22 protein-coding genes and 3 pseudogenes are annotated in these 23256 nt (G+C 57.4%); 9 read left to right on the forward strand and 16 right to left on the reverse strand.

Annotated elements, in window-relative coordinates; translation table 11 throughout:
- The first annotated feature begins 11 nt into the window (after nucleotides 1-11).
- From PFLQ2_RS24915 to fdhA, 3 genes are all read left to right on the forward strand, one after another.
- Nucleotides 12-644: a sarcosine oxidase subunit gamma gene (locus PFLQ2_RS24915; protein WP_003177606.1), complete on the forward strand. Its 633-nt coding sequence runs from the start codon at nucleotides 12-14 to the stop codon at nucleotides 642-644.
- Between the two features lie 164 nt (nucleotides 645-808).
- On the forward strand, nucleotides 809-1666 hold the full coding sequence (purU, locus tag PFLQ2_RS24910; protein ID WP_003177607.1) for a formyltetrahydrofolate deformylase: 858 nt from the start codon (nucleotides 809-811) through the stop codon (nucleotides 1664-1666).
- A 225-nt stretch (nucleotides 1667-1891) separates the two neighbouring features.
- Nucleotides 1892-3091, forward strand: coding sequence for a formaldehyde dehydrogenase, glutathione-independent (fdhA, locus tag PFLQ2_RS24905; RefSeq protein ID WP_003177608.1), 1200 nt, complete (start codon nucleotides 1892-1894; stop codon nucleotides 3089-3091).
- Nucleotides 3092-3669: 578 nt separating this feature from the next.
- Here fdhA and PFLQ2_RS27445 read toward each other — a convergent pair.
- A pseudogene (locus PFLQ2_RS27445) lies at nucleotides 3670-4206 on the reverse strand (RHS repeat-associated core domain-containing protein); the annotation flags it as partial.
- Nucleotides 4207-4327: 121 nt separating this feature from the next.
- Here PFLQ2_RS27445 and PFLQ2_RS29385 point away from each other — a divergent pair.
- Nucleotides 4328-4458, forward strand: a pseudogene (locus PFLQ2_RS29385) (formaldehyde dehydrogenase, glutathione-independent); the annotation flags it as partial.
- Between the two features lie 121 nt (nucleotides 4459-4579).
- Here PFLQ2_RS29385 and PFLQ2_RS28475 read toward each other — a convergent pair.
- From PFLQ2_RS28475 to PFLQ2_RS24885, 7 genes are all read right to left on the reverse strand, one after another.
- Nucleotides 4580-5605 (reverse strand): RHS repeat-associated core domain-containing protein, encoded by a 1026-nt coding sequence (locus PFLQ2_RS28475; protein ID WP_003177610.1) that lies wholly within the window; start codon nucleotides 5603-5605, stop codon nucleotides 4580-4582.
- A gap of 144 nt (nucleotides 5606-5749) precedes the next feature.
- Nucleotides 5750-6841: an RHS repeat-associated core domain-containing protein gene (locus tag PFLQ2_RS28480; RefSeq protein WP_003177611.1), complete on the reverse strand. Its 1092-nt coding sequence runs from the start codon at nucleotides 6839-6841 to the stop codon at nucleotides 5750-5752.
- Between the two features lie 27 nt (nucleotides 6842-6868).
- Nucleotides 6869-7081 carry a cold-shock protein gene (locus PFLQ2_RS24900; protein WP_003177612.1) on the reverse strand — a complete coding sequence of 71 codons (213 nt, stop codon included), beginning with the start codon at nucleotides 7079-7081 and terminating at the stop codon, nucleotides 6869-6871.
- Between the two features lie 179 nt (nucleotides 7082-7260).
- The gene (locus tag PFLQ2_RS24895) at nucleotides 7261-7533 is read right to left on the reverse strand and encodes a hypothetical protein (protein WP_003177613.1); all 273 of its coding nucleotides are present in this window, start codon (nucleotides 7531-7533) and stop codon (nucleotides 7261-7263) included.
- A gap of 909 nt (nucleotides 7534-8442) precedes the next feature.
- Nucleotides 8443-9018 (reverse strand): hypothetical protein, encoded by a 576-nt coding sequence (locus tag PFLQ2_RS24890; protein WP_003177614.1) that lies wholly within the window; start codon nucleotides 9016-9018, stop codon nucleotides 8443-8445.
- 106 nt (nucleotides 9019-9124) lie between these two features.
- Entirely contained in the window at nucleotides 9125-9598 is a 474-nt protein-coding gene (locus PFLQ2_RS27455; protein ID WP_225970856.1) for a DUF3757 domain-containing protein, read from the reverse strand.
- A gap of 481 nt (nucleotides 9599-10079) precedes the next feature.
- Nucleotides 10080-10556, reverse strand: coding sequence for a hypothetical protein (locus PFLQ2_RS24885; protein ID WP_003177617.1), 477 nt, complete (start codon nucleotides 10554-10556; stop codon nucleotides 10080-10082).
- Nucleotides 10557-10801: 245 nt separating this feature from the next.
- Between PFLQ2_RS24885 and PFLQ2_RS24880 the strand changes: the two genes are divergently transcribed.
- Nucleotides 10802-11380 carry a DUF2780 domain-containing protein gene (locus tag PFLQ2_RS24880; protein WP_003177618.1) on the forward strand — a complete coding sequence of 193 codons (579 nt, stop codon included), beginning with the start codon at nucleotides 10802-10804 and terminating at the stop codon, nucleotides 11378-11380.
- Between the two features lie 244 nt (nucleotides 11381-11624).
- On the opposite strand, the gene PFLQ2_RS29395 is transcribed toward PFLQ2_RS24880, so the two are convergent.
- The 3 genes and pseudogenes from PFLQ2_RS29395 to PFLQ2_RS24875 all read right to left on the reverse strand — a co-directional run bounded on the left by PFLQ2_RS29395 (nucleotide 11625) and on the right by PFLQ2_RS24875 (nucleotide 13638).
- Nucleotides 11625-11924 (reverse strand): hypothetical protein, encoded by a 300-nt coding sequence (locus PFLQ2_RS29395; protein ID WP_152632653.1) that lies wholly within the window; start codon nucleotides 11922-11924, stop codon nucleotides 11625-11627.
- 190 nt (nucleotides 11925-12114) lie between these two features.
- A pseudogene (locus PFLQ2_RS27460) lies at nucleotides 12115-12663 on the reverse strand (RHS repeat-associated core domain-containing protein); the annotation flags it as partial.
- Between the two features lie 81 nt (nucleotides 12664-12744).
- On the reverse strand, nucleotides 12745-13638 hold the full coding sequence (locus tag PFLQ2_RS24875; protein ID WP_003177620.1) for an acyltransferase: 894 nt from the start codon (nucleotides 13636-13638) through the stop codon (nucleotides 12745-12747).
- 227 nt (nucleotides 13639-13865) lie between these two features.
- On the opposite strand from PFLQ2_RS24875, the gene PFLQ2_RS24870 reads away from it, so the two are divergent.
- Nucleotides 13866-14372, forward strand: coding sequence for an ATP-dependent zinc protease family protein (locus PFLQ2_RS24870; RefSeq protein ID WP_003177621.1), 507 nt, complete (start codon nucleotides 13866-13868; stop codon nucleotides 14370-14372).
- Between the two features lie 164 nt (nucleotides 14373-14536).
- Here PFLQ2_RS24870 and PFLQ2_RS30550 read toward each other — a convergent pair whose 3' ends face one another.
- Nucleotides 14537-15619 carry an RHS repeat-associated core domain-containing protein gene (locus PFLQ2_RS30550; RefSeq protein ID WP_003177622.1) on the reverse strand — a complete coding sequence of 361 codons (1083 nt, stop codon included), beginning with the start codon at nucleotides 15617-15619 and terminating at the stop codon, nucleotides 14537-14539.
- Nucleotides 15620-15798: 179 nt separating this feature from the next.
- Here PFLQ2_RS30550 and creB point away from each other — a divergent pair, with 179 nt between their 5' ends.
- From creB to creD, 3 genes are all read left to right on the forward strand, one after another.
- Entirely contained in the window at nucleotides 15799-16479 is a 681-nt protein-coding gene (gene creB / locus PFLQ2_RS24865) for a two-component system response regulator CreB (protein WP_003177623.1), read from the forward strand.
- Entirely contained in the window at nucleotides 16479-17897 is a 1419-nt protein-coding gene (gene creC / locus PFLQ2_RS24860) for a two-component system sensor histidine kinase CreC (RefSeq protein WP_003177624.1), read from the forward strand. The genes creB and creC overlap by 1 nt, the downstream gene beginning before the upstream one ends.
- Before the next feature lie 92 nt (nucleotides 17898-17989).
- Nucleotides 17990-19363, forward strand: a complete 1374-nt coding sequence (gene creD / locus PFLQ2_RS24855; protein ID WP_003177625.1) for a cell envelope integrity protein CreD — start codon at nucleotides 17990-17992, stop codon at nucleotides 19361-19363.
- Nucleotides 19364-19544: 181 nt separating this feature from the next.
- Here creD and PFLQ2_RS24850 read toward each other — a convergent pair whose 3' ends face one another.
- From PFLQ2_RS24850 to PFLQ2_RS24835, 4 genes are all read right to left on the reverse strand, one after another.
- Complete coding sequence (locus tag PFLQ2_RS24850; protein ID WP_003177626.1) at nucleotides 19545-20174, reverse strand: glutathione S-transferase; 630 nt, start codon at nucleotides 20172-20174, stop codon at nucleotides 19545-19547.
- A 98-nt stretch (nucleotides 20175-20272) separates the two neighbouring features.
- Nucleotides 20273-21571, reverse strand: a complete 1299-nt coding sequence (locus PFLQ2_RS24845; RefSeq protein WP_003177627.1) for an MFS transporter — start codon at nucleotides 21569-21571, stop codon at nucleotides 20273-20275.
- Nucleotides 21572-21774: 203 nt separating this feature from the next.
- Nucleotides 21775-21954, reverse strand: coding sequence for a hypothetical protein (locus PFLQ2_RS24840; RefSeq protein WP_003177628.1), 180 nt, complete (start codon nucleotides 21952-21954; stop codon nucleotides 21775-21777).
- The gene (locus PFLQ2_RS24835) at nucleotides 21951-23081 is read right to left on the reverse strand and encodes a PepSY-associated TM helix domain-containing protein (protein WP_003177629.1); all 1131 of its coding nucleotides are present in this window, start codon (nucleotides 23079-23081) and stop codon (nucleotides 21951-21953) included. Before PFLQ2_RS24835 ends, PFLQ2_RS24840 begins: the two co-directional genes overlap by 4 nt.
- Between the last annotated feature and the right edge of the window lie 175 nt (nucleotides 23082-23256).

Consider the following 23256-nt stretch of genomic DNA (forward strand, 5'->3'; position numbering starts at 1 on the left):
AGGTGCTCCATATGACCGCAGTCAACGTGTACCAACAACGCCCAACCACCGGGGCCAAGGCCGAGTCGTCGCTGCACCATGCCGACCTCGCCAGCCTGGTGGGCAAGGGTCGCAAGAACGCCGGCGTGACCGTGCGCGAGAAAAAACTCCTGGGCCACCTGACGATTCGTGGCGATGGCCACGACCCAGCGTTCGCCGCCGGCGTGCACAAGGCCTTGGGCCTGGAGTTGCCGGGTGCACTGGCCGTCATCATCAAGGGTGAAACCAGCCTGCAGTGGCTTGGCCCGGATGAGTGGCTGCTGGTGGTGCCGAGCGGTGAAGAGTTCGCCGCCGAGAAAAAACTTCGCGAAGCCCTGGGCGAGCTGCACATCCAGATCGTCAACGTCAGCGGCGGCCAGCAGATCCTCGAACTGTCCGGCCCGAACGTGCGCGACGTGCTGATGAAATCCACCAGCTACGATGTCCACCCAAGCAACTTCCCGGTGGGCAAGGCCGTGGGCACGGTGTTCGCCAAGTCGCAACTGGTGATCCGCCATACCGCCGAAGACACTTGGGAGCTGGTGATCCGCCGCAGCTTCTCCGATTACTGGTGGCTGTGGTTGCAGGATGCGGCGGCTGAGTATGGGTTGAGTGTGCAGGCCTGATTGATGGCCTTGGACTGCTTTTGTGGCGAGGGAGCTTGCTCCCGCTGGGCTGCGAAGCGGCCCTCGCTTTTGGCGGTTGCTACGCAACCGAGCGGGAGCAAGCTCCCTCGCCACAGAGTTCTGTGTTCGGCGGGGCTTATCCATAACGAACAGGAGTCACCGCAATGAGCCGCGCCCCGGATACATGGATTCTCACCGCCGACTGCCCCAGCATGCTCGGCACGGTGGACGCGGTGACCCGCTTTCTGTTCGAGCAGGGCTGCTACGTCACCGAACACCATTCTTTTGATGACCGGCTCTCGGGGCGTTTTTTCATTCGCGTGGAGTTTCGTCAGCCGGATGGCTTCGACGAGCAAAACTTTCGCGCCGGCCTGGCCGAGCGCGCCGAAGCCTTTGGCATGGTCTTCGAACTGACGCCGCCTAACTACCGGCCCAAAGTCGTGATCATGGTGTCCAAGGCCGATCACTGCCTGAACGACTTGCTCTATCGCCAGCGCATCGGCCAGTTGTCCATGGATGTGGTCGCCGTGGTGTCCAATCACCCGGATCTCAAGCCGTTGGCCGACTGGCACCAGATTCCCTACTACCATTTCCCCCTGGACCCGAACGACAAGCCAGGCCAGGAACGGCAGGTGTGGCAGGTCATCGAGGACACCGGCGCCGAGCTGGTGATCCTCGCGCGCTACATGCAGGTGCTGTCGCCGGAGCTGTGCCGCAAGCTCGACGGCAAGGCCATCAACATCCACCACTCCCTGCTGCCGGGGTTCAAGGGCGCCAAGCCGTATCACCAGGCCTACAACAAAGGGGTGAAGCTGGTCGGCGCCACGGCGCACTACATCAACAACGACCTGGACGAAGGCCCGATCATCGCCCAGGGCGTGGAAGTGGTGGACCACAGCCACTATCCCGAGGACCTGATCGCCAAGGGCCGGGACATCGAAGGCCTGACGTTGGCGCGGGCGGTGGGGTATCACATTGAAAGAAGGGTGTTCTTGAACGCCAATCGCACGGTCGTTCTTTAGATTTTTGGGGCCGCTTCGCAGCCCATTCGCGAGCAAGCCCGCTCCCACAGGAGTTGTGTCGGTACACAGATCGCGGTTCAACCAAAATCCAATGTGGGAGCGGGCTTGCTCGCGAAGAGGCCCTTACAGACGACAAAGTAACAAGACACAAGCACCAACCCGAGCACTCAACGCGCTGCCTGTCTGGGCAACGCGGTTCCATAAAAACAACAGCGAGGTGAAAGCATGTCTGGCAATCGTGGTGTCGTGTATCTGGGCAACGGCAAGGTCGAAGTACAGAAAATCGACTATCCAAAAATGCAGGACCCGCGCGGCAGGAAGATCGAGCACGGCGTCATCCTGCGCGTGGTCTCCACCAACATCTGCGGCTCCGACCAACACATGGTGCGTGGCCGTACCACCGCTCAGACCGGTCTGGTCCTGGGTCACGAAATCACCGGTGAAGTGATCGAAAAGGGCAGCGATGTCGAGAACCTGAAAATCGGTGATCTGGTGTCGGTGCCGTTCAACGTGGCGTGTGGGCGCTGCCGTTCCTGCAAAGAGCAACACACCGGCGTCTGCCTGACCGTCAACCCGGCCCGTGCCGGCGGTGCCTACGGTTACGTGGACATGGGCGACTGGACCGGCGGCCAGGCCGAATACGTGCTGGTGCCGTACGCCGACTTCAACCTCTTGAAGCTGCCGGACCGCGACAAGGCCATGGAGAAAATCCGTGACCTGACCTGCCTGTCCGACATCCTGCCGACCGGCTACCACGGCGCCGTGACAGCAGGTGTTGGCCCTGGCAGCACCGTGTACATCGCCGGTGCCGGCCCGGTTGGCCTGGCGGCTGCCGCTTCCGCACGCCTGCTGGGCGCGGCAGTGGTCATCATCGGCGACGTCAACTCGATCCGCCTGGCCCATGCCAAGGCCCAGGGTTTCGAAATCGTCGACCTGTCCACCGACACCCCGCTGCACGAGCAAATCGCCGCACTGCTGGGCGAGCCGGAAGTGGATTGCGCCGTCGACTGCGTCGGCTTCGAAGCCCGTGGTCACGGTCATGACGGCGTCAAGCACGAGGCCCCGGCCACCGTGCTCAACTCGTTGATGGGCGTGGTCCGTGTCGCCGGCAAGATCGGCATCCCTGGCCTCTACGTCACCGAAGACCCGGGCGCCGTCGATGCCGCAGCCAAAATGGGCAGCCTGAGCATCCGCTTCGGCCTCGGCTGGGCCAAATCCCACAGCTTCCACACCGGCCAGACCCCAGTGATGAAGTACAACCGCCAGCTGATGCAGGCGATCATGTGGGACCGTATCAACATTGCCGAAATCGTCGGTGTACAGGTGATCAGCCTGGATGATGCGCCGAAGGGGTATGGCGAGTTCGATGCGGGCGTGCCGAAGAAGTTTGTGATTGATCCGCATAAGTTGTTTAGTGCGGCGTAAGGTTGGAAGCAAGACGGAAAAAAGGGCGACAGTGATGTCGCCCTTTTTTATTAGTCGTTATTTTCATTGCTCGCCGCATGCATGCACCGAAGGTCCGAAGCCTATTCATTGGCGGACCTGATTGACTTGAACAGTCATAGGGTTGCGCCTGAAAGAACCATGGTATTTAAATGAAATATCCTCATAAATATGAGGGCGCAAAGACTTTATCCCCTCGCTCATCCCCTCGCCTCGGTAATAGTCAATGTCGAGTGCTTTTGAAGGCATATCGGTTACGTATACTTTTAGTACGATTGTGCGTTCGCTTTTTGAGAGCAATGAACGAGCGTATTCCTCTGCCACTCCGGGATCTGTGGCTATGTAGAATCCTTCACCCAGTACCAAGTCTTCCGGTTTGCTGTTGGCCCCTGCATATCCATCCAGAACTCCGCGGTTGAGCAAATTTTGTGCGCTGCTATCCGTAGTGCCATGGTAACCCACAGCATATTGTTTGGTCGGCGAGGGGGCTTCAGCTTTATGGGGGGATTTTTTTGGCCCAACAAGTTTCTGAGCCCTTTGAGAGGATTAAACCCTTTAGGAAAAAAGAAGTGTCCTGTTGGATCCCGCCTATTAAGCGGATCCCCGTCGCAATAGGTATACGCATTCAGCCCACCCTTCCCAAACGGACTCAAACTGTCCGGACTGTTAAATCGCATCAACCCCGGATTGAACACCCGATAACCATTGCCTAACAAATAATGCCCCGTCACCGGGTCCGGCCGTTCGCCGTTGAAGCCGAGCAGGCTTAGTAAGCCGTTCTCGGCAGGGCGGTGGCCGTACGGGGTATAGGCGAGGGGATGAGGCTGCGTGGCATCGAGCGCGTGTAGCACCGAGCGTTGCTGATCGGTGGCGAGCAAAGTGGTTCCGACGGCGCCATCCTGGCGCTGTTGTTGCGCCAGGAGTTGCTCGTCCTGTTGGAAAATCGACCGCTCTACCGAGCCCTGGATTTCGCTGGTCAGGCGCTCCTTCAGGTAGAAGCGCTGGGCGCGGGCCTGGGTCGGTGGTGTGCAGTCGGTCAAGCGATCCAGTGGGTCGTAGTGGTAACGGCAGAGCACGGTTTCATCTGCGGAGGACATGGGCTTTGCTCTATGGAAAATACAGATAGCAACATCATGTTCAGGTAGAAGGTCGGCTGTCTAGCTAGCAAAAGTGTTAGGTTTAGCTGCCCGCAGCAGCCAGTCCTCACTCATGAAATGAAACCGCCAACTGGTGCAGGCGATCATTTGGGGCCGTATCAACATTGCTGAAATCGTGTACAGGTGATCAGCCTGGATGACGCACCGAAGAAGTTTGTGATTGATCCGCACACGTTGTTTAGCGCGACGTAAGCGGCAAAGGGCAAGATGGAAAAGAAGGACGACAGTGATGTCGCCCTTTTTTAGGGGGGGTCTCCAGTGGAAACGTAGCAACTAATAAATTTCGATTCTATTTTGCTTGGTAAGATAAGATTTAAGTTTGATTGCGTATTTGTCGTGAGTGCTGCTCTGCCCACTCGTAAGTTGGAGGGCCACCAGGATAGGTAAAAAAGAACGATGTTGGTTGGAAGACCTCGTCAGTCATCTGCTTGATTCCCGCTTCATACCTGTGCAGATTAGCTTTGTGAGTCGTTCTAGATTCTAGTGTTTTTTGAATGATTTCGTGAAGGTCTTCTATTTCGGATGTGAGGTTGGCGGAGTTTTTTAGTTGATGGGCTAAGAATCTTTCTTGTTTGATTATTTTGTTGCTGTCTTTCCATAGTTTGAATTCGAATCGGGAAATGCGTGGAACTTCATGTTCAGGGCCTATAGGTAATATTAAAAATTCCTCTGTAGGGGATATGAATATATCTATATTTTTTATGTCGTTCGTTGCAGGAAGTGTTATGCCATGAACGTCTATGATCGTAGCCGGATTCGGTCTTTTTATGATTTTTAGGTGTCTTAGTACAGGCTTTAAAAAGTTAGGTAAATGTCCCGTCGGATCGCTTCGATTCACAGGGTCCCCAACGCAGTATCCATACGCATTCAATCCACCCTTTCCAAATGGACTCAAACTGTCTGGGCTGTTGAACCGCATCAACATCGGATTGAACGCTCGATAACCATTGCCCAATAAATAATGCCCCGTCACCGGGTCCGATCGTTCGCCGTTGAAGCCGAGCAGGCTGAGTAGACCGTTTTCCAGGGCTCGGTGACCATAAGGCGCATAAGCGATAGGGTGAAGCTGCGTTGCGGCGAGCGTCTGTAATACCGACCGGTGGTGATCGGTGGCGAGAAAAGTGGTTTGGACAGTGTCTTCCTGGCGTTGTTGCTGCGCCATGAGTTGGTCCTCCAGTTGAAAAATGGAGCACTGCGCCGTCCCCCGAACTTCTGTGGCTAGACGATCCTTGAGGTAGAAACGTTGGGAGCTGACTTGGGCTGTTGGCGTGCAATCGGCCAAGCGATCCAACGGGTCGTAGCGGTATCGACAGAGTACGTTTTCGCGTTCGAATGGCATCGGCAGTACTCCCTGGAGGGTACGCGTATTTCAAAAGTTACTGTGGCACAATTGGTTAAAGTCGTCGACTAGTAACTCTGTTAGGGCCGAGGGGGAAAAACGTCACTCACGTTAACTTACTCAGGGATTTAAATTGACGCTGCTTTATTTACCAGTCGTATCGAATTCTTTTTCCTCTTTCAATAATTTTCCGGGCCTTTTGTTGCCGAAGCCGAAGGTCTTTTGGTGACTCAAATATTGTTTCCATGGGTGAGAAGCGCTCAGTCGGAATAGGTATATACAAATCTTGACGCGTTGTAGGAGGTGCTTTAGGGGCCATAACGCTGGGTGAGTGATAAATATTTGTAGGCCGTTCTGTAGCCCGAGGGAACGACCAATAAGTGTGCAGTCGTGCATTGGCAGGCAATGGTGGTAACGGTCCAATTTTTGGAAGTCTCTGCTCTGGCATAGAACTGCTAGGAGCCCCAGCACTGATTGAGTCTTGGAAGCCGGGCGATGTGGCATTTTTTGGGGGGCTGGGGTGGGAATAGGCCCGCGCAATGGTTTGGACGAAGCTGAAGCCATCGAACCCGAATTTACGATCCGGGAAGCACTGTTTGCTGCGTTTACAGTCGTGGCTTGAAACGAAGTCGCGGGTGACGGGGAATTTGGCGTCCGAGGTCTTAAGAAGTTTAAAAAGGCTTTCCAAAGACTGGAAAAGCTAATGTAGTGCCCCGAAGGGTCAGTGCTGTTAACAGGGTCGCCTATACAATAGACGTAGGCGTTCAACCCACCTGCCCCAAACGGACTGAAACTGTCTGGGCTGTTGAACCGCATCAACATCGGGTTGAATGCCCGATAACCATTACCCAGCAAATAGTGACCCGTCACCAGGTCCGGCCGTTCGCCATTGAAGCCGAGCAAGCTAAGCAAATCGTTTTCCGGCGGGCGGTGGCCGTAAGGCGTATAGACAAGGGCACAAGGCTGCGTTGCATTGAGCGCGTGCAATACCGAGCGTTGTTGATCGGTGGTAAGCAAAGTGGTTTCGACGGCGCCGTTCTGGCGCTGTTGTTGCGCTAGGAGTTGATCGGCCTGCTGGAAAATCGAGCGCCCTATAGAACCTTGTAGCTCGCAGGTCAGGCGCTTTTGCAGATAAAAGCGCTGGGTACTGGCCTGGGTCGATGGTGAGCAGTTGGCCAGACGATCCAATGGGTCGTAATGGTACCGACAGAGCGGTGTTTCACGGTTAACAGACATGGGTTGGCTCCCGGGATGGACCGGTTTTTATTCCGGCGTAACTCTCGTGGCCTGCATTCCCTTGCTTCCCTGCTCGATTTCAAAGGAGACGGTCTGTCTCTCCTTCAAGGTTTTATAACCTTCGCCGGATATCGCAGAGTAGTGAACGAACAGTTCCTCGCCACCCTTGCGGCAAGAAATGAAGCCATAGCCCTTTGCATCGTTAAACCATTTAACGGTTCCCTTGATTCGGTCTTTCATTTTTATTGTCCTGCTTGCCCGAATGGATAAAGGCGTGGTTGCCCATGGCCTTGTTTTCGTTAACACAACGGGAGCTTAGGGTCGGGGTGAATCGTTGCCTACTGTCAGAGTTGACAGTAGGCAATACCGAGAGGGAATAACCGATTGCAGGTGATATTCAGATGACTGTCATGAGGCGGTCATGCCATGGCCTGCGCCTGTAAGCGGCGGCCGATCACGTCCAGTACATCGCAGCCATCGCGCAAGGGAATCGCCAGGAGCAGGGCGAAGTCGTGGAGGACGACGGCGTCGGAACTGATCTCCTCGCGGAAGGCGATGTTTTCCAGTAGTTGGGTGACGGCGCGGATGCGGTAGGCGGCGGTTTCGTAGAGGACGTCGAGGGGGGCTTGGGTGTCGATGAGCAGGGTGGCGGGGGTGCAGTCGATGCCGGTGATGGGGATGTATCGGTTCATTTGGTAGATCTCCATGGGGTTCGATGATGCCGCCACTCACTCGTCGCCAAACGAATGGGTGGCAGCTGTACGCAGGTTGGCGAACCGGACACCATGGAAGCCGGCAGACCCGAAGGCCTCCCGCGTACAACTGCCATTGAGCAATTCTGCGAGTGCAAAAACCCGTGCCAAAAAGCAGGGCTTCTGACCATAGTGTATCGAGTCGCCAAACCCGAGTCGCCATGTGGACGACGGGAAGAACTATAGGCATCGCCTACTGGGCTGAGCAAGGCTCGCTGTTGCGGGGGATTTCCCAAGTATTTGTGGGATTTTTAGTCGTGAGTATTCAAGCAGGAACACCGCTCCCATTGTGGCGAGGGGATTTATCCCCGCTGGGATGCGAAGCGGCCCCAAACCAGACAACTCGGTGTGTCAGGAGGATTGAGTTCGCTGCTTTAGGGTTGCTGCGCAGCCCAGCGGGGATAAATCCCCTCGCCACAAAGGGAGAGCAGCCCCTGCTTCTCAGATACCCACGGCGAGCGCTTCGCACTCGAGCGGGAGCAAGCTCCCTCGCCACGGGTTATTGATGAGCAGTCGCGGCCTCGACCCGGTCGCAGAATTCAGGGTAGAAACCCCGGGCGCTGGGGCCTTGGCAATAGTCTTGCGTAGTTGTTGGATTTTTGGTCGCGAGTATTCAGGCAGGAACACCGTTCCCATTGTGGCGAGGGAGCTTGCTCCCGTTGGGCTGCGCAGCAGCCCCCAAACCAGGCAACTCGGTGTGTCAGCAGGATTGAGTTCGCTGCTTTAGGACTGCTGCGCAGCCCAGCGGGGATAAATCCCCTCGCCACAAAGGGACAGCAACCCCCTGCTTTTCAGATACCGGCGGCGAGCGCTTCGCACTCGGGCGGGAGCAAGCTCCCTCGCCACGGGTTATTGATGGGCAGTTGCGGCCTCGACCCGTTCGCAGAATTCAGGGTAGAAACCTTTGGCGCTTGGGCCTTGGCAATAGGCTTGTGCCTGGGCCAGGGCGTCGCCGCTGAATTTCAGGCTACGGGGCATGCCAGCAAAGGTTTCGTAGCCACCCTGTTGGGTCTTGATGGCGTCAAAGCCTGGCATGTCGTAGACCAGTTCCACATCATCGTCGGCCAGCAGTCGTGCCATGACCGTTACTTGCGTGTATTGCTTGCCCCCTGGCGCGCCATTGAGTGCCGCCAGTCCGTGGCCGACGATCCGTAGTAGGTCTGGGATCCCAGGTTCGCAGTTTTCCATACAGGCAGCGGGGCGGTAGAACACGGTCAACGCTTGCTGATCGCGGCTCACTTCGGTCAGGGCTGGGTCGGAGCGTTTGATGCGATGCTCGATGGTCAGCCAGGTCTTCTGCGCTTCGCTGACGTCATCGCCAAGCTCCGGATTCAGCGGACCCCGCTGGCATTCGGTGACGCCAAAGACAATGAGCATGCCCGTCAGGATGACCGCGAGGGTCGCTCCGCCAATTTTTACATTCATAGGCAAACTCTGCTGGAGGATGCGGCACTGTACGGCAACCGTGCAGCCAATGGCAGGGCGTTCTAGAGGCGCAGCGCTGGGGCCATCAACGCATTCTGATCAACCGTCAAAAGCTGACGCGAAAGTCGTCGGCACTGGTCAACCTGCAGGTTTTGATGTCCAGACTTTCGCAGCGATTGTCCGCCCACGGCAATAGGGTCGGCTCTTGGACTTGGAGGTATTCCAGCGTCAGGTTTATCGCGCCGTACTTGCAAGTAATGGTTGCTCTCGTCGGGGCATGGTCATCTGCATCAGGTTCATGGATAGCGAATTCGGCACCGTTGAATTGCAACAAGGCAGTGTTGGCCACTTCCATGACGCTGTGGCTTTCCCATTCGTGATCATCCTGAACTTCTATCGATCCAGTGTCCGTATGGATTTGCGTGACGGCAGGACAGGTTATTTCGCCGGCGTGGACATGGCCGATGATCAACAAGAGCATTCCGGCGCCGCCAACAGTCAGTATGTTTCGCATTTGCCAGTCTCCACTTTTCGTGTCGGCGACATGTTTGCGGCTCAGCGTGGTGAGGGCTACTGTCAAGGCTGACAGTCGTTTATGTTGATTTGGAATTAGCTAGTAGTAGTTTTCAAAGTTTGGCGATAAAAAACTCAAAACTTCATGAAAAGCGGAAATGACTGAAGGATTGAAAGGTTCCAGCCACCCACGGGAGGACCGAGACGAACTATAGGTTTCGTCTGTAGAACGGTGCAAAATTCGTGGTTGCGGGGGATTTCCCAAGTAGTCGTGGGATCTTTGGTCGTGAGCATTCAGCCACGAACACCGCGTCCACTGTGGCGAGGGAGCTTGCTCCCGCCGGGCTGCGCAGCAGCCCTAGCTTTTCAGGCACCAGCGGTGAGCGCTTCGCACTCGAGCGGGAGCAAGCTCCCTCGCCACGGGTTATCGATGTGCAGTTGCGGCCTCGACCCGTTCGCCAGGAAGGAGCCGCACTGGACGATACCTGTGCACAATGGCGGGGTCTCTCAAAGGTGGGTTGGAACGGTACTTCGGCGCGGGTTGACGATCAAAAACTCACGTTGAAATAGTCAGCACTCATCAGCATGCACATCTTGGTGTTCGGGCTTTCGCAACGATTTTCCGTCCACCTTGAAAAGCCCGGTTGCAAGATCCGCGGGTACTCCGACTTCAGGTTTATATCACCGTATCGACAAGTAACAGTTGCCGTGGGCTCGCGTCTATCGCTGTCAGCTTCGTGAATTACATATTCGGCACCGTCAAATTGCAGCTTCAGTGGGTCTACCACATCCACCAGACTTTCGCTTTTCCATTCGCGGTCCTCCGGTGTGTCGACTAGGAAAATGTCTTCCATTGCTTCAATGTTTCTGTATATATCGGTGACGGCCGGACATGTTATTTCACCTGCATTGACATGGCGGATGATCAGCATGAGCAGTACCGCACCTCCAGCCAGCGCTTTTCGCAATTGCCAGGCTCCATGGTTCAGTTCAAAGATGGTCGCAGCCTTGTCCGGGCGGGCCACTGTCAATGCTGACAGTTATTTATGTCAATTTAGAACTGTGAGGGGATATTTGGTAACTTTTGGCGATAACGCATCGGCTGCTTTTGATTGAATCAGTCGTTTCCGACAAACTTGAAGGATTTTTCCGAAATAACGTTCGCAAGCAAGCGGACTCGCTGGGAACATTCCCATCGCCTCTCAGTCCAACCGACGATTTTACGCCGCCCTCGATGGGCGGGGTTTTTGTGCTCAATAGGATCGTCTCGATGAAAGCTTCTCGTGGTTTTGCCCTGTCTTGCTTGTTGACGCTGGCAGCCAGCCCGGTCTTCGCGCAGTTCAGCCTCAGCGATGCGGCCAATGTGGTGTCGGCAATGCAAGGCAATCAGGCTGGACAGGGGGAGGGCGCCGTGGCTGCCGCACCGAAAGCCGCCGGGTTGCTCAACACCCTGGGCTCGGAACTCAAGATCACGCCGGAACAGGCCATCGGCGGTGCCGGTGCGATGCTGGGGCTGGCGAAGAATCGGCTCAGCGAACCGCAGTTTTCCGAGTTGAGTAAAAGTGTGCCGGGTCTTGATCAGATTGCTGGTAACAGTGCCATTGGCGGGCTTAATGGTCTGGGTGGTTTGCTCGGTGGTGGGGCGGATAAAAATGCTTTGCTCGATGGCTTGCTGGGGAACGTCAAGGACACCAATGACTTGAACAACGCCTTCAGTGCGCTGGGTATGGACAGTGGGATGATTGGGCAGTTTGCTCCGGTGATTCTTCAATATCTCGGACAGCAGGGTGTGGGCAGTTCGTTGCTACAAAACCTGGGCGGTATCTGGGGCGCTGGTGCTGGTGCCTGATCATTGGATGCTATTTGAGTCCCCTTATGAGGGTTGATCTGGAGACCGGTACCTGGAGTGCTAGCGGGAGAGGCATACGTCAGGCTGCGGCCAAGGGCCCAAAATCCGGACGGCCAGCATCGAAGATCTCGCCACCGCTGCCTACTATCAGACCTGTTAGGTATAGCAGCTCCGACCACCGGGACCCAACCGTTGACCCGTATCAAGGCGATGAGAAGTTTGGGGAGTTATCGCCGGATGCGCATTAGATCGATGCCGGTATGTTTTTTATGTATATGGCTCGTAATATCTTTAGCTGCCTCACCATGTCGGTAGTTGCGCGGAGTTCGGGGCGCCTTCGTTTTTCACGAACCATATTTTTGAAATGAGATATTGTTATGTCAAAATGAGCTAGATCTAGAATGGTTTTGGCATTAGGGTCTTTGGGATCTTTCCAAAGATGTTCTACATTAGGGTCTGGATATTTTTCAAACTCATATTTGTCTTTTGCAAATTCATAACCTTCTGTGCTTTTTTTAAAGTCAGTGATGTCATCTGTAATCATGTATGTTTTTTTATGTTTGGAAGCTCAGTCTCATTTTTTTGATGAGATCTGTAAGCTCTTTCATTTCGATGCGTCGGATGCGGCTATATTCTGTAGAATATTGTTTGACATTTGCTTTACTGTAATTTGCTGCTTTTGAGATGGAGGTTGAGGCTGTGGAGATGCCTCTCAACTGCCTGAATGCCTCTAACGCCTTTATTATAGGGCTATGGCCTGTTGAATCCACCCGGTTCCTCGGATCCCCTCCACAATACGCATACGCATTCAACCCTCCATCCCCAAACGGACTCCAACTGTCCGGACTGTTAAACCGCATCAACACCGGATTGAACGCCCGATACCCATTCCCCAACAAATAATGCCCCGTCACCGGATCCGGCCGTTCGCCGTTAAACCCAAGCAAACTGAGCAAGCCGTTTTCCGCCGGGCGATGACCGTAAGGCGTATAGGCGAGGGAATGCGGTCGGGTTGCATCAAGCGCATTCAATACCGAACGCTGCTGATCAGTCGCCAGCAGCGTGGGTTCGACCCTGGCATCCTCGCGCCGCAGTTGCGCCAGCAGTTGGTCGTCGTGCTGGAAGACGCTGTGCTGCACCGCACCCTGTATTTCGGTCGCCAATCGGCTCTTGCAATAAAAACGCTGGGTGCGGGCCTCGGCGCCGGGCGCACAATCGGTCAGGCGATCGAGTGGATCGTAGCGATAGCGGCACAATACGGTTTCGCGAGGGGAGGTAGGCATGCACCGGGCTCCGTGCAAGGGTCCAAAAATCCGGACCTCCAGCATCGGAGTTTTCGCCGCCGCTGCCTACTATCAGAACTGTTAGGAACCCATTGTTTCACTGCGCAACACCGCAATGCGCCGATCCTTCTCAGCCCACAACCGATTAACCCAATCCTGCACATACTGGCGAAACACCGGATCGTTCTCGTAATCCCCTTGCCACAGCGCCGGGTCCAGCTCGCGGGTCTGGATGTCGATGATGACCCGGGGCACCGCGCCGCTGATCAAATCCCAGAACCCGGGAATCCGCTCCTGCGGATACACCACCGTAACGTCCAGCACCGCGTCCAGTTGTTCACCCATCGCCGCCAGCACGAACGCCACGCCGCCGGCCTTGGGCTTGAGCAAGTGGGTGAAGGGTGACTGCTGCTGTTGGCGTTTGGCGGCGGTGAAGCGCGTGCCTTCGAGGTAGTTCACCACGGTGACCGGTTGGCGCTTGAACAGCTCGCAAGCGGCCTTGGTGATTTCCAGGTCTTTGCCGGCCAGCTCCGGATTCTTGGCCAGGAAGGCCTTGGTGTAGCGCTTCATGAACGGGTAATCCAGCGCCCACCAGGCCAGGCCGAGGAAGGGCACCCAGATCAGTTCTTTCTTGAGGAAGAACTTGAAGAACGGCGTGCGTCGGTTGAGGGTCTGGACCAGGGCGGGAATGTCTACCCAGGACTGATGATTGCTGACCACCAGATAAGACGTATCACCACGCAGGTCGGCGCCGCCGCGAATGTCCCAGCGGGTGGGGATGCACAGGGCGAAGATCAGTTTGTCGATCTCGGCCCAGGTCTCGGCGATCCACATCACCGCCCACGAGGCGTAGTCGCGAAAGCGTCCGGGCAGGACCAGTTTGAGCAGGGCGAACACCATCAGCGGCCCGAACAACACCAGGGTGTTGAGCAACAGCAACAACGTGACGAAACAGCCGGTGAGCGGGCGGCGCATAGATGACTCTTGCAAACGGGTGGGCGCGCCATGATAAGCAGCTTCGGGCGACAGGCCAAATTGGTGTGGACGAATGTTTCACCTTTTGGCCGGTATGCTGGGTTTGCTTTTGTGGTCACAAGGGCAGTGCTTGGTTGGGTTTTCTTTTAGCCATGGCTATTGAGATCAACCGAACGAATTCACCGCCCACGGTCTAAAATCCCACCCCACACAGGAAGCCCCATTGCATGAAATCCATTCTCGCCCTGCTTTCCTTGGTGGCCCTTCCAGCGCTGGCCGCCGAGCCGACCCTGTACGGGCGCTACGAATACATCGCGCTGCCGGAAATCGGTGGCGAAGTGCTCAAGGCCAAGATGGACACCGGCGCCCTGACCGCCTCGCTGTCGGCCAAGGACATCGAAACATTTACCCGCGACGGTGACGACTGGGTACGGTTCCGCCTGGCGACCAAGGATGCGAGCAATAAGGTCTACGAACACAAGATCGCGCGCATCAGCAAGATCAAGACCCGTTCCGAAGAAGATGAAGAGGACGACGAAAAAATCGCGCCGACCAAGCGCCCCGTGGTTGATCTGGAGCTGTGCCTGGGTAACGTCAAGCGCACCGTGGAGGTCAACCTGACCGACCGCAGCAGCTTCAATTACCCGCTGCTGATCGGCGCCAAGGCGTTGCGTGAGTTCGGCGCGGCGGTGAACCCGGCGCGACGGTTTACGGCGGATAAGCCGGACTGCTGATAGTCTGGTTCAGAAATGCCGATCAAGGCTCCGAAAAGATAGGTGATTTTTCGGAGCCTGGGCAACGTGAAGTTTTTATAGTGTTGTGTATAAGTTCGTGATGTTTTAATGCGTTCGAGGTTAGCTGGTCTTTTGCCTTAAGTCGAGTCCGGTAAAGTAGTATATTAAGTCGAGTTCGGTAAGGTTGCGTGTAAAATCGAGTCCGATAGAGTTGTGTATATAGTTGAAACGAGCGATTTTTGCGTCGATAACCCCCTTCCCGTGAGTCGACTTTGCTGTTTGAGTAACCCGTTCTCGCGAAGGAAATTGTTTACCATTCTAACGTTTGCTGTGTAACTTAAGCTTTCCGCAAGGTTGATCCTTGTATCAAAAGGTAGAGTGCTAAGTATTTCGGTCCCGTCAGGTCGTAGGCCAGTTAACTTTTTATATATACTTGGATTTTTATTAAAGCCTTGTGCTGTTTGAAGGGCCTGATATAGATGCCAAAGTAGTGTTGGGTTGTCGGTTGGAAGTTTGTTAGGGGTAAAGAAATCGTGCCTCCCTAATTTTTTCTCATTGGCTTCTGCGATTTTCACTATGGCTCGTTTTTCTGCATAGGTTCCTCCCGTTATAACTGGCTTTGGATTTGGAATACGTTTGGTGACTCGTCCACCCCGCGCTTTGGTAAGTGTTGAGGTAGCTGCCCCGAGTGTAGGCGGTTTGTGAAAGGGTGGGATGTGCCCTGTCGGATCGCTCCGATTAATAGGGTCCCCTATACCATAGCCATACGTATTCAATCCCCCCTCCCCAAACGGGCTCAAACTGTCCGGACTGTTAAACCGCATCAACACCGGATTGAAAGCCCTATACCCGTTACCCAATAAATAATGCCCTGTCACCGGATCGGGCGGTTCACCATTGAACCCAAGCAAACTGAGCAAACCATTTTCCGCCGGGCGGTGACCGTAAGGGGTATAGGCAAGGGGATGAAACCGGCTTGCATCGAGGGCGTTCAATACCGAGCGCTGTTGATCGGTTGCGAGTAGGGTGGTTTCGATCTTTGCATCTTCGCGTCGTAGTTGCGCCAACAGCTGTTCGTCGTGTTGGAAGACGCTGTGTTGCACCGCGCCCTGTATCTCAGTAGCCAATCGGCTCTTGCAGTAAAAGCGCTGAATGCTGGCCTCGGTGGACGGTGCACAATCGGCCAGGCGATCGAGCGGGTCGTAGCGGTAGCGGCACAATACGGTTTCACGAGGGGAGGCAGGCATCGACTGAGCTCCATCCGAAGTCCGAAAATAACTGGCCTTAGCATCAGCCGCTTTTCAGCGGTTGGCCACTATCAGAACTGTTAGGCACAACGACCATCCACCGACAAACTCAACTACCATTGACGTGCCCCAAGCCTTGCGGCACCGTTCCGGCAACTTTATTGCCGGGCTCGCAAGCCATGCCTCATATCCTGATTGTCGAAGACGAAGCCGCCATCGCCGATACGCTGGTGTTTGCCCTGCAAGGGGAGGGGTTCGACACCACGTGGCTGAGCCTTGGCGCCGCTGCCCTCGATCACCAGAAAAACACCCCGGCCGACCTGATCATCCTCGATGTGGGCCTGCCGGATATCAGCGGATTCGAAACTTGTAAAAATCTCAGACGTTTCAGCGACGTTCCGGTCATCTTTCTTACAGCTCGGGATGGCGAGATCGACCGGATCGTTGGCCTGGAGATCGGTGCCGACGATTATGTGGTCAAGCCCTTCAGCCCCCGCGAGGTGGCGGCCAGGGTCCGTGCGATCCTCAAGCGCGTGGCGCCGCGTCCGGCGGCGGACTTGGGTACGGCGTTGTTCCAGGTGGACAGCGACCGGGTGCAGATCAACTATCGCGGCAAGCCACTGAACCTCACCCGCCACGAGTTCCGCCTGCTCACCTGCCTGCTGGAGCAACCGGAACGGGTCTTCAGCCGCGAACAACTGCTCGACGCCCTGGGCGTGGCCAGTGATGCCGGCTATGAGCGCAGCATCGATAGCCACATCAAGAGCGTGCGCGCCAAGCTGCGCCTGGTCCGGGCCGAGGCGGAGCCGATCCAGACGCATCGAGGCCTGGGCTATAGCTACAGCCCGGGGCACAGCTGATGTCGCTGGGGATTCGGATTTTCCTGGTGTATGTGCTGTTCATTGGTTTGACCGGGTATTTCGTGCTCAACACAGTCATGGAGGAAATCCGTCCCGGCGTGCGCCAGTCCACCGAGGAAACCCTGGTGGACACGGCCAACCTGATGGCCGAGATCTTGCGGGACGATTTCAAGGCCGGCACGCTCAGCCAGAATCGCTGGCCGCAATTGCTCCATGCCTACGGCGAGCGTCAGCCGGCGGCGACCATCTGGGGCTTGCCGAAAAACCAGGTCAGCCATCGCATCTACGTGACGGACGCCAACGGTATCGTGGTGCTCGATTCCAGTGGCGTGGCGGTGGGCCAGGATTATTCGCGCTGGAATGACGTTTATCTAACCTTGCGAGGCCATTACGGCGCCCGTTCAAGTCGCAGCGATCCGGACGATCCGGCTTCCTCGGTGATGCACGTTGGCGCACCGATCCGCGACAATGGCCGGATCATCGGCGTGGTCACCGTCGCCAAGCCCAACAGTTCGTTGCAGCCGTATGTCGACCGCACGGAGCGCCGTCTCTTGGTGTATGGCGCGGTGCTGGTTGCCTTGGGCTTGTTGCTCGGGGGCGCGCTGTCTTGGTGGCTCAGTGCGGCGTTGCGCCGTTTGACCGCCTACGCACAGGCAGTCAGCCAAGGCCGGCGGGTAGAAGTGCCGCATTATCGCGGCGGCGAATTCGAACAATTGGCGGGCGCGGTGGAACACATGCGCACCCAACTCGAAGGCAAGGCTTACGTCGAGCGCTACGTGCATACCTTGACCCACGAACTCAAGAGTCCGCTGGCGGCGATTCGCGGTGCCGCCGAACTGCTGCAAAGCGACATGCCAGCCGCCCAGCACCAGCGCTTCGTCAGCAACATCGACAGCGAAAGCGTGCGCATGCAACAGTTGATCGAGCGGCTGCTCAACCTGGCCCAGGTCGAACAGCGGCAAGGGTTGGAGGAAGTGGTCGCCGTGCCGCTGGCGGCGCTGTGGGACGAACTGCTGGAGACTCGCGGTGGCTGGATCGAGCATCGACAGTTGCGGGTCGAACGGCACCTCGCCGCTGACCTTACGTTGATGGGCGAGCCGTTCCTGTTGCGCCAGGCCTTGGGCAACCTGCTGGAAAACGCCCTGGACTTCACCCCCGAGAACGGGCTGCTGCGCATCAGTGCCGAGCGCAGCGGGAACCGCGTCGAGGTTCGCCTGTTCAATCAGGCCGAGCCGATTCCCGACTACGCCCTGCCGCGCCTGAGCGAACGCTTCTACTCCCTGCCGCGCCCGGGCAGCGGCCGCAAGAGCACCGGTTTGGGGCTTAACTTCGTGGAAGAAGTGGTGCAGTTGCATGGCGGCGAGTTCGGCATCGGCAATGTCGAGGGTGGCGTGGAAGTGGTGTTGCGGTTGCCCTGAAACCGCTTCTCCACACAATCTCCACACTTCTCCCATAAACATCCCATACAGCCACCCCAGACTCTCTCTCATTCGAACAGGGAGAGCCCCACATGAACCGCAGCCTCGCATTAAAACTGGGCATGATTGCCCTATTGATCCTCCTGCTGATGATTCCGCTGTTGATGATCAACGGCCTCATCGACGAGCGCCAGGAGCTGCGCGACGGTGTGTTGCAGGACATCGCCCGCAGTTCCAGCCACAGCCAGCAACTGATCGGGCCGATGATCGTGGTGCCGTTTCGCAAGAACGTGAAGGTCTGGAATACCAACGAGAAAACCGGGGTACGGTTCCTGGAAACCGTTGAGCAAAGTGGCGAATTGTATTTTTTACCGGAAGAATTCGAGCTCGACGGCCAGGTCCGCACTGAAACTCGTGCCCGGGGCATCTACGAAGCGCGGCTGTTCCATGCCGACAGCCGGATCGATGGCCGCTTCAAGGTGCCTGAACACTACGGTGTCGCCACCAAGGACTTTGCCGATTACCGCTTCGATGAACCGTACCTGAGCGTCGGCATCAGCGACATCCGCGGCATCGAGAACGCGCTGACCCTGACGCTCAACCAGCAGACCGTCGACTTCCTGCCTGGCTCGCGGCTCGGCTGGCTGGGGCAGGGCGTGCACGTACCGCTGCCGATGGTCACTGCCCAGGGCAGCCCCGAGCTGACCTTCGGTTTCGACCTGCGCCTGCAAGGCACTGGCGAGCTGCAGATTCTGCCGGTGGGTAAATCCACCAAGGTGCATCTGGCCGCCGACTGGCCGCACCCTAGTTTTATCGGCAACTTCCTGCCCATCAAACGCGACATCAATGAGCAGGGCTTCAGTGCCGACTGGCAGACGTCGTTTTTCTCCACCAACCTCTTGGAAACACTGCAAGCCTGTGAGCCGAGCGATGGCTGTGAAGCGTTCCGCAGCCGTGCCTTCGGTGTGAGCTTCATCGACCCGGTGGACCAATACCTCAAGACCGACCGGGCGATCAAATATGCGCTGTTGTTCGTCGCGTTGACGTTTGCCGGTTTCTTCCTTTTCGAGGTGCTCAAGAGCCTGGCGGTGCACCCGGTCCAGTACGCCTTGGTGGGCGTGGCGCTGGCGTTCTTTTACCTGCTGCTGTTGTCACTCTCGGAGCACATCGGCTTCACCCTGGCGTATCTGGTATCGGCGAGTGCCTGTGTGGTGTTGATCGGGTTTTATGTTTGCCATGTGCTGCGCAGCGTGAGCCATGGGTTGGGGTTTTCGGCGGGGCTGGCGGGGTTGTACGGCTTGCTCTACGGCTTGTTGAGTGCTGAAGATTACGCACTGCTGATGGGCTCGCTGTTGCTGTTCGGCCTGTTGGGCGTGTTCATGGTGCTGACCCGTAAATTGGATTGGTATGGGGTCGGGGCGAAGCCGGCGGCAGCGATGAGCTTCGACTTGGGAGAGGTGAAATGAGCCGGTCGCTGGGGTTGCGTGAGGATCAGCGGGAGGGGGCAATATTGGTGGCGCTGATTGTTGATTTGTTTCCTTCGGATTTGTATTGGCCCATTCGCGAGCAAGCCCGCTCCCACAAATATTGCGCAGAACCTGTGGGAGCGGGCTTGCCCGCGAAGAGGCCGGTGCAGTCAGCGCAGAACTAGACCCGGGGCACTGTCTCAAGCATTGAAGGCCGCAAGCTCACCTCGGCAAACCACGCCGCCAATTGCGGGTTGGCCTTGCGCCATTCCAGATCGGGATGGCGCAAGTCCAGGTAGCCCAAGGCGCAGCCCACGCTGATGGACGCCACATCGAAATGGCACGCCAATTCGGCAATCGCCTCGGCTTCGAGCATGCCCAAGGCGCGGCGGATCTTGTCCCGCTGCGCATCGAGCCACTCGTCCCAATGTTTTTCCGCCGGGCGCAGCGCGGTTTCGTAGCGGATCATCACCGCCGCATCCATGACCCCGTCGGCCAAGGAGGCCAGGGTCAGGCGCCGCCAGCGAGCCGCGCCATCCCGAGGGATCAGCGGGTTGCCGACGTGCTGGTGGTCGAGGTAATCGAGAATCACCCGGCTGTCATGGATGACACTGCCGTTAGCCAGGCGCAGGGCCGGGATTTTGCTCAGGGGGTTGTCGTCGATGAGGACCTGATCGGGTTTGACCGGCGTGAGCAGGCTGAGCTGCAACGCCACGCGGTCCTGCTGACCGGTTTCGTGCAGCAGGACCAGCACTTTGCGAACGAAGGGCGAAGCGGGGTTGTGGAACAGCGTCATGCTGGGGGTGGACATGGCAACGTCTCGGTCAGGGGCTTGCTGCGCAGCATAGCGCGTTCATCCATGCGCAAGGCAGGCGCGACCGAGGCGAACAAGCCCGGTCGCGCGGCGCTTTAGGCGACGGGTTGAAGCACCTGTGGTGCTGGCGCCGAGGTGGTTGGTTGCTGCTTGAGCTCCCGGGCGACGGTCCAGACGATGAACGCTGCGATTACGTCGAAGATGGCCAGCAGCACGAACAGCGGGCTGTAGCCGATCTTGGTGACCATCACGCCAAACAGCAGGGTGAACGCCGCAGCGCCCAAGTAACCGAACATCCCGCCCATGCCGGTGGCGGTGGCGACTTCATTCTTGCCGAACGAGTCGGACGTGATGGCGTACAGCGCACCGGACAAGGTCTGGTGGGCAAAACCACCGACGCACAGCAGGGCGATCGCGGTGTATGGGCTGGCGACCAGGCCGATGCAGGCCGGACCGATCATGCACGAGGCGCCGAACAGCAGGACCATCTTGCGCGAGGTGAACAACGACACCTTGCAGTACTTGTGGAAGAACGGGCTCAGGTAGCCGCCCAGCACGCAGCCCAGGTCGGCGGCCAGGAACGGCAGCCAGGCGAACATCGCGATTTCCTTGATGTTCATGTGCCGCTCGGTCATCAGGTACAGCGGGATCCAGGCGTTGAACGTCTGCCAGGCCGGCTCGGAGAGGATCCGCGCACTGGCGATGGCGTAGAAGTTGCGGCTGGCGATGATGCGTTTCCAGCTGCCTTTCTTCGGCGTCGGGTCTTGAAAGTGAGCTTCCTGGCCGCTGAGGATGTAGTCACGCTCGGTGTCGCCCAGGAGCTTCTGGTCGCGTGGATGCTTGTAAAAGATCAGCCAGAGGAACGTCCAGGCCACGCCCAGGCCGCCAACGATCAGGAACGCCAATTCCCAACCACTGTTCAGGATCGCCCAGACCACGAGCGGCGGAGCCAGCACGGCGCCGATCGACGAACCGATGTTGAACCAGCCGATGGCCACCGAGCGTTCCTTGGCCGGGAACCATTCGGTTGAGGTCTTTACCGCAGCCGGCAGCCCAGCGGCTTCCGTCAGGCCGAGCAGGCCACGGAAAAACGCCAGGCCTTGCCAGCCCGAAGCCATGGCCGCTGCGGCGCAGGCGATGGACCAGGCGAAAGCGAAAATGGCGAAGCCCATTTTGGTGCCGATGGCATCGATGATGTACCCGGCCACTGGCTGCATCAGGGCATAGCAGATTTGCCACGCCACGACGATGTGGGAGTACTGCTCGGTGGAGATGTTCATTTCACTCATCAGGGTGGGCGCAGCCACCGAGAGGGTATTGCGAGCCAGGTAGTTGACCATCAGGCCGGCCGTGACCAGGCCGACCATCCACCAGCGGATGCCTTTGATTTTCATCACTTCACCATCAATTATTTTTGGATTTGGCGTCGCATGTCATGTTGTAGGTTGTCGTACAACGTGTGCATTTATAGTGGCGCAATGATTAAATTGTCAACAAATATGTCAAAGCTTCGGCGATGTGTAACAACCGGCGTATCGATGGTTATCGTATGAGGAGAGAAAAGGCTGCCCCATCAGGCGAAAGGCAGCCGGATGGCTCAGCGGCGCGGGATCAACCCGCGCACCGCCAACAACGAAGGTAGGCCCAGCCCCAGCCAGCTGACGGCGTCCCACAAGCCGTCACCCAGCAGTGCGCTGAAAAGCCCGGCGGCACAGAGAACGCCGATCACCACGGGCACGCCAAATACTTTCCAGAAACTCGACTGACGTGGCTTCACGAGGCGACTCCCGCCGCGGCGGTTGCACGCTTGGCCGCTTTGCGCCGCACCAGCCACAGGTAAACGCCACTGCCCAGGACGATGATGGTCAGCACATCGAGCGTGGCCCAGAAGATCTGCATCGGCCGGCCGCCGTAGTCGCCGAAGTGCAGCGGCAGCGAGAGGCTCATGACGTCCATGTACCACGGCCGTTCGGCCACGGCGGTGACCTGGAGCGTGCTGGCATCGATCAGTACCGGTGTGAGCAAATGCGAGGTCAGGTGGGTGCTGCCTTTCATGAACACGCCGTAGTGATGCTGACTGGAAAACAGCGTGCCGGGGAAGGCGATGAAACTGGGCTCCATGCCCGGCGTGACGTCCTTGGCGATGTCGAGCAAACGGCTCGCCGGTGCCAATTGCGTCAGCGGCGGGGCGTTGCGGTAGGGTTCGACCATGGCGCTGAGGCTGTCGTTGCGCCAGGCGGCAATGATCAGGTCGGCGCATGCGGCAATGACGCCGGTAACGCCTACGGTCAGTGCCCAGACTAGCGTGACAACGCCAATCAGGTTGTGCAGATCGAGCCAGCGCAGGCGCGTGGATTTGTCCTGGCGCACCGTGGCGAACTTCAAGCGCCGCATGAACGGCAGGTACAAGACCACGCCGGAGACGATGGCAACCACGAACAACAGGCCCATGAATGCCAGCAATAACTTGCCCGGCAAACCGGCGAACATGTCCACGTGCAGGCGCAGCATGACCATCATGAAGCCGCCGTTGGCCGAGGGCATCTCCAGGGCTTCGCCGGTGCGTGCGTCGAGCATGAAGGTGTGGGAGGCGTTGGGCTCGGTGCCGGGTGTTGGCGCCATGATGGTGATGACACCGTTGGGCTCGTCCTCGTCCCAGCCAAAATACTGCACCACTTCACCCGGACGATGGGCCTTGGCTTTTTCCACCAGTTGTTGCAGGTCGAGCGGTGGCGTGTCGGCTGGCAGTTGCCGAAACTCCGGGGCGTCGCCGAGCAGGTGTTCGATTTCATGATGGAAAATCAATGGCAGCCCGGTGATTGCCAGCATCAGCAGGAACACCGTGCAGATCAGGCTGGTCCAGGTGTGGACGAAGGACCAGCGGCGGATGGTTTTGCTTTTCATGAGCGATCCGAATGCAAGAGGGCCTCGATGCCTGAGCCCCGTCAGTCAAGCCGCGAAACCTGTGGGAGCGAGCTTGCTCGCGAAAGCGGTGTGCCAGACAACATCAATGTTGACTGTTACGCCGTCTTCGCGAGCAAGCTCGCTCCCACAGGGATTTCATTTGACTGACAGGTCT

Origin of the sequence: Pseudomonas fluorescens Q2-87, from assembly GCF_000281895.1 — a bacterium.
GTDB classification, from domain to species: Bacteria; Pseudomonadota; Gammaproteobacteria; order Pseudomonadales; family Pseudomonadaceae; genus Aquipseudomonas; species Aquipseudomonas fluorescens_S.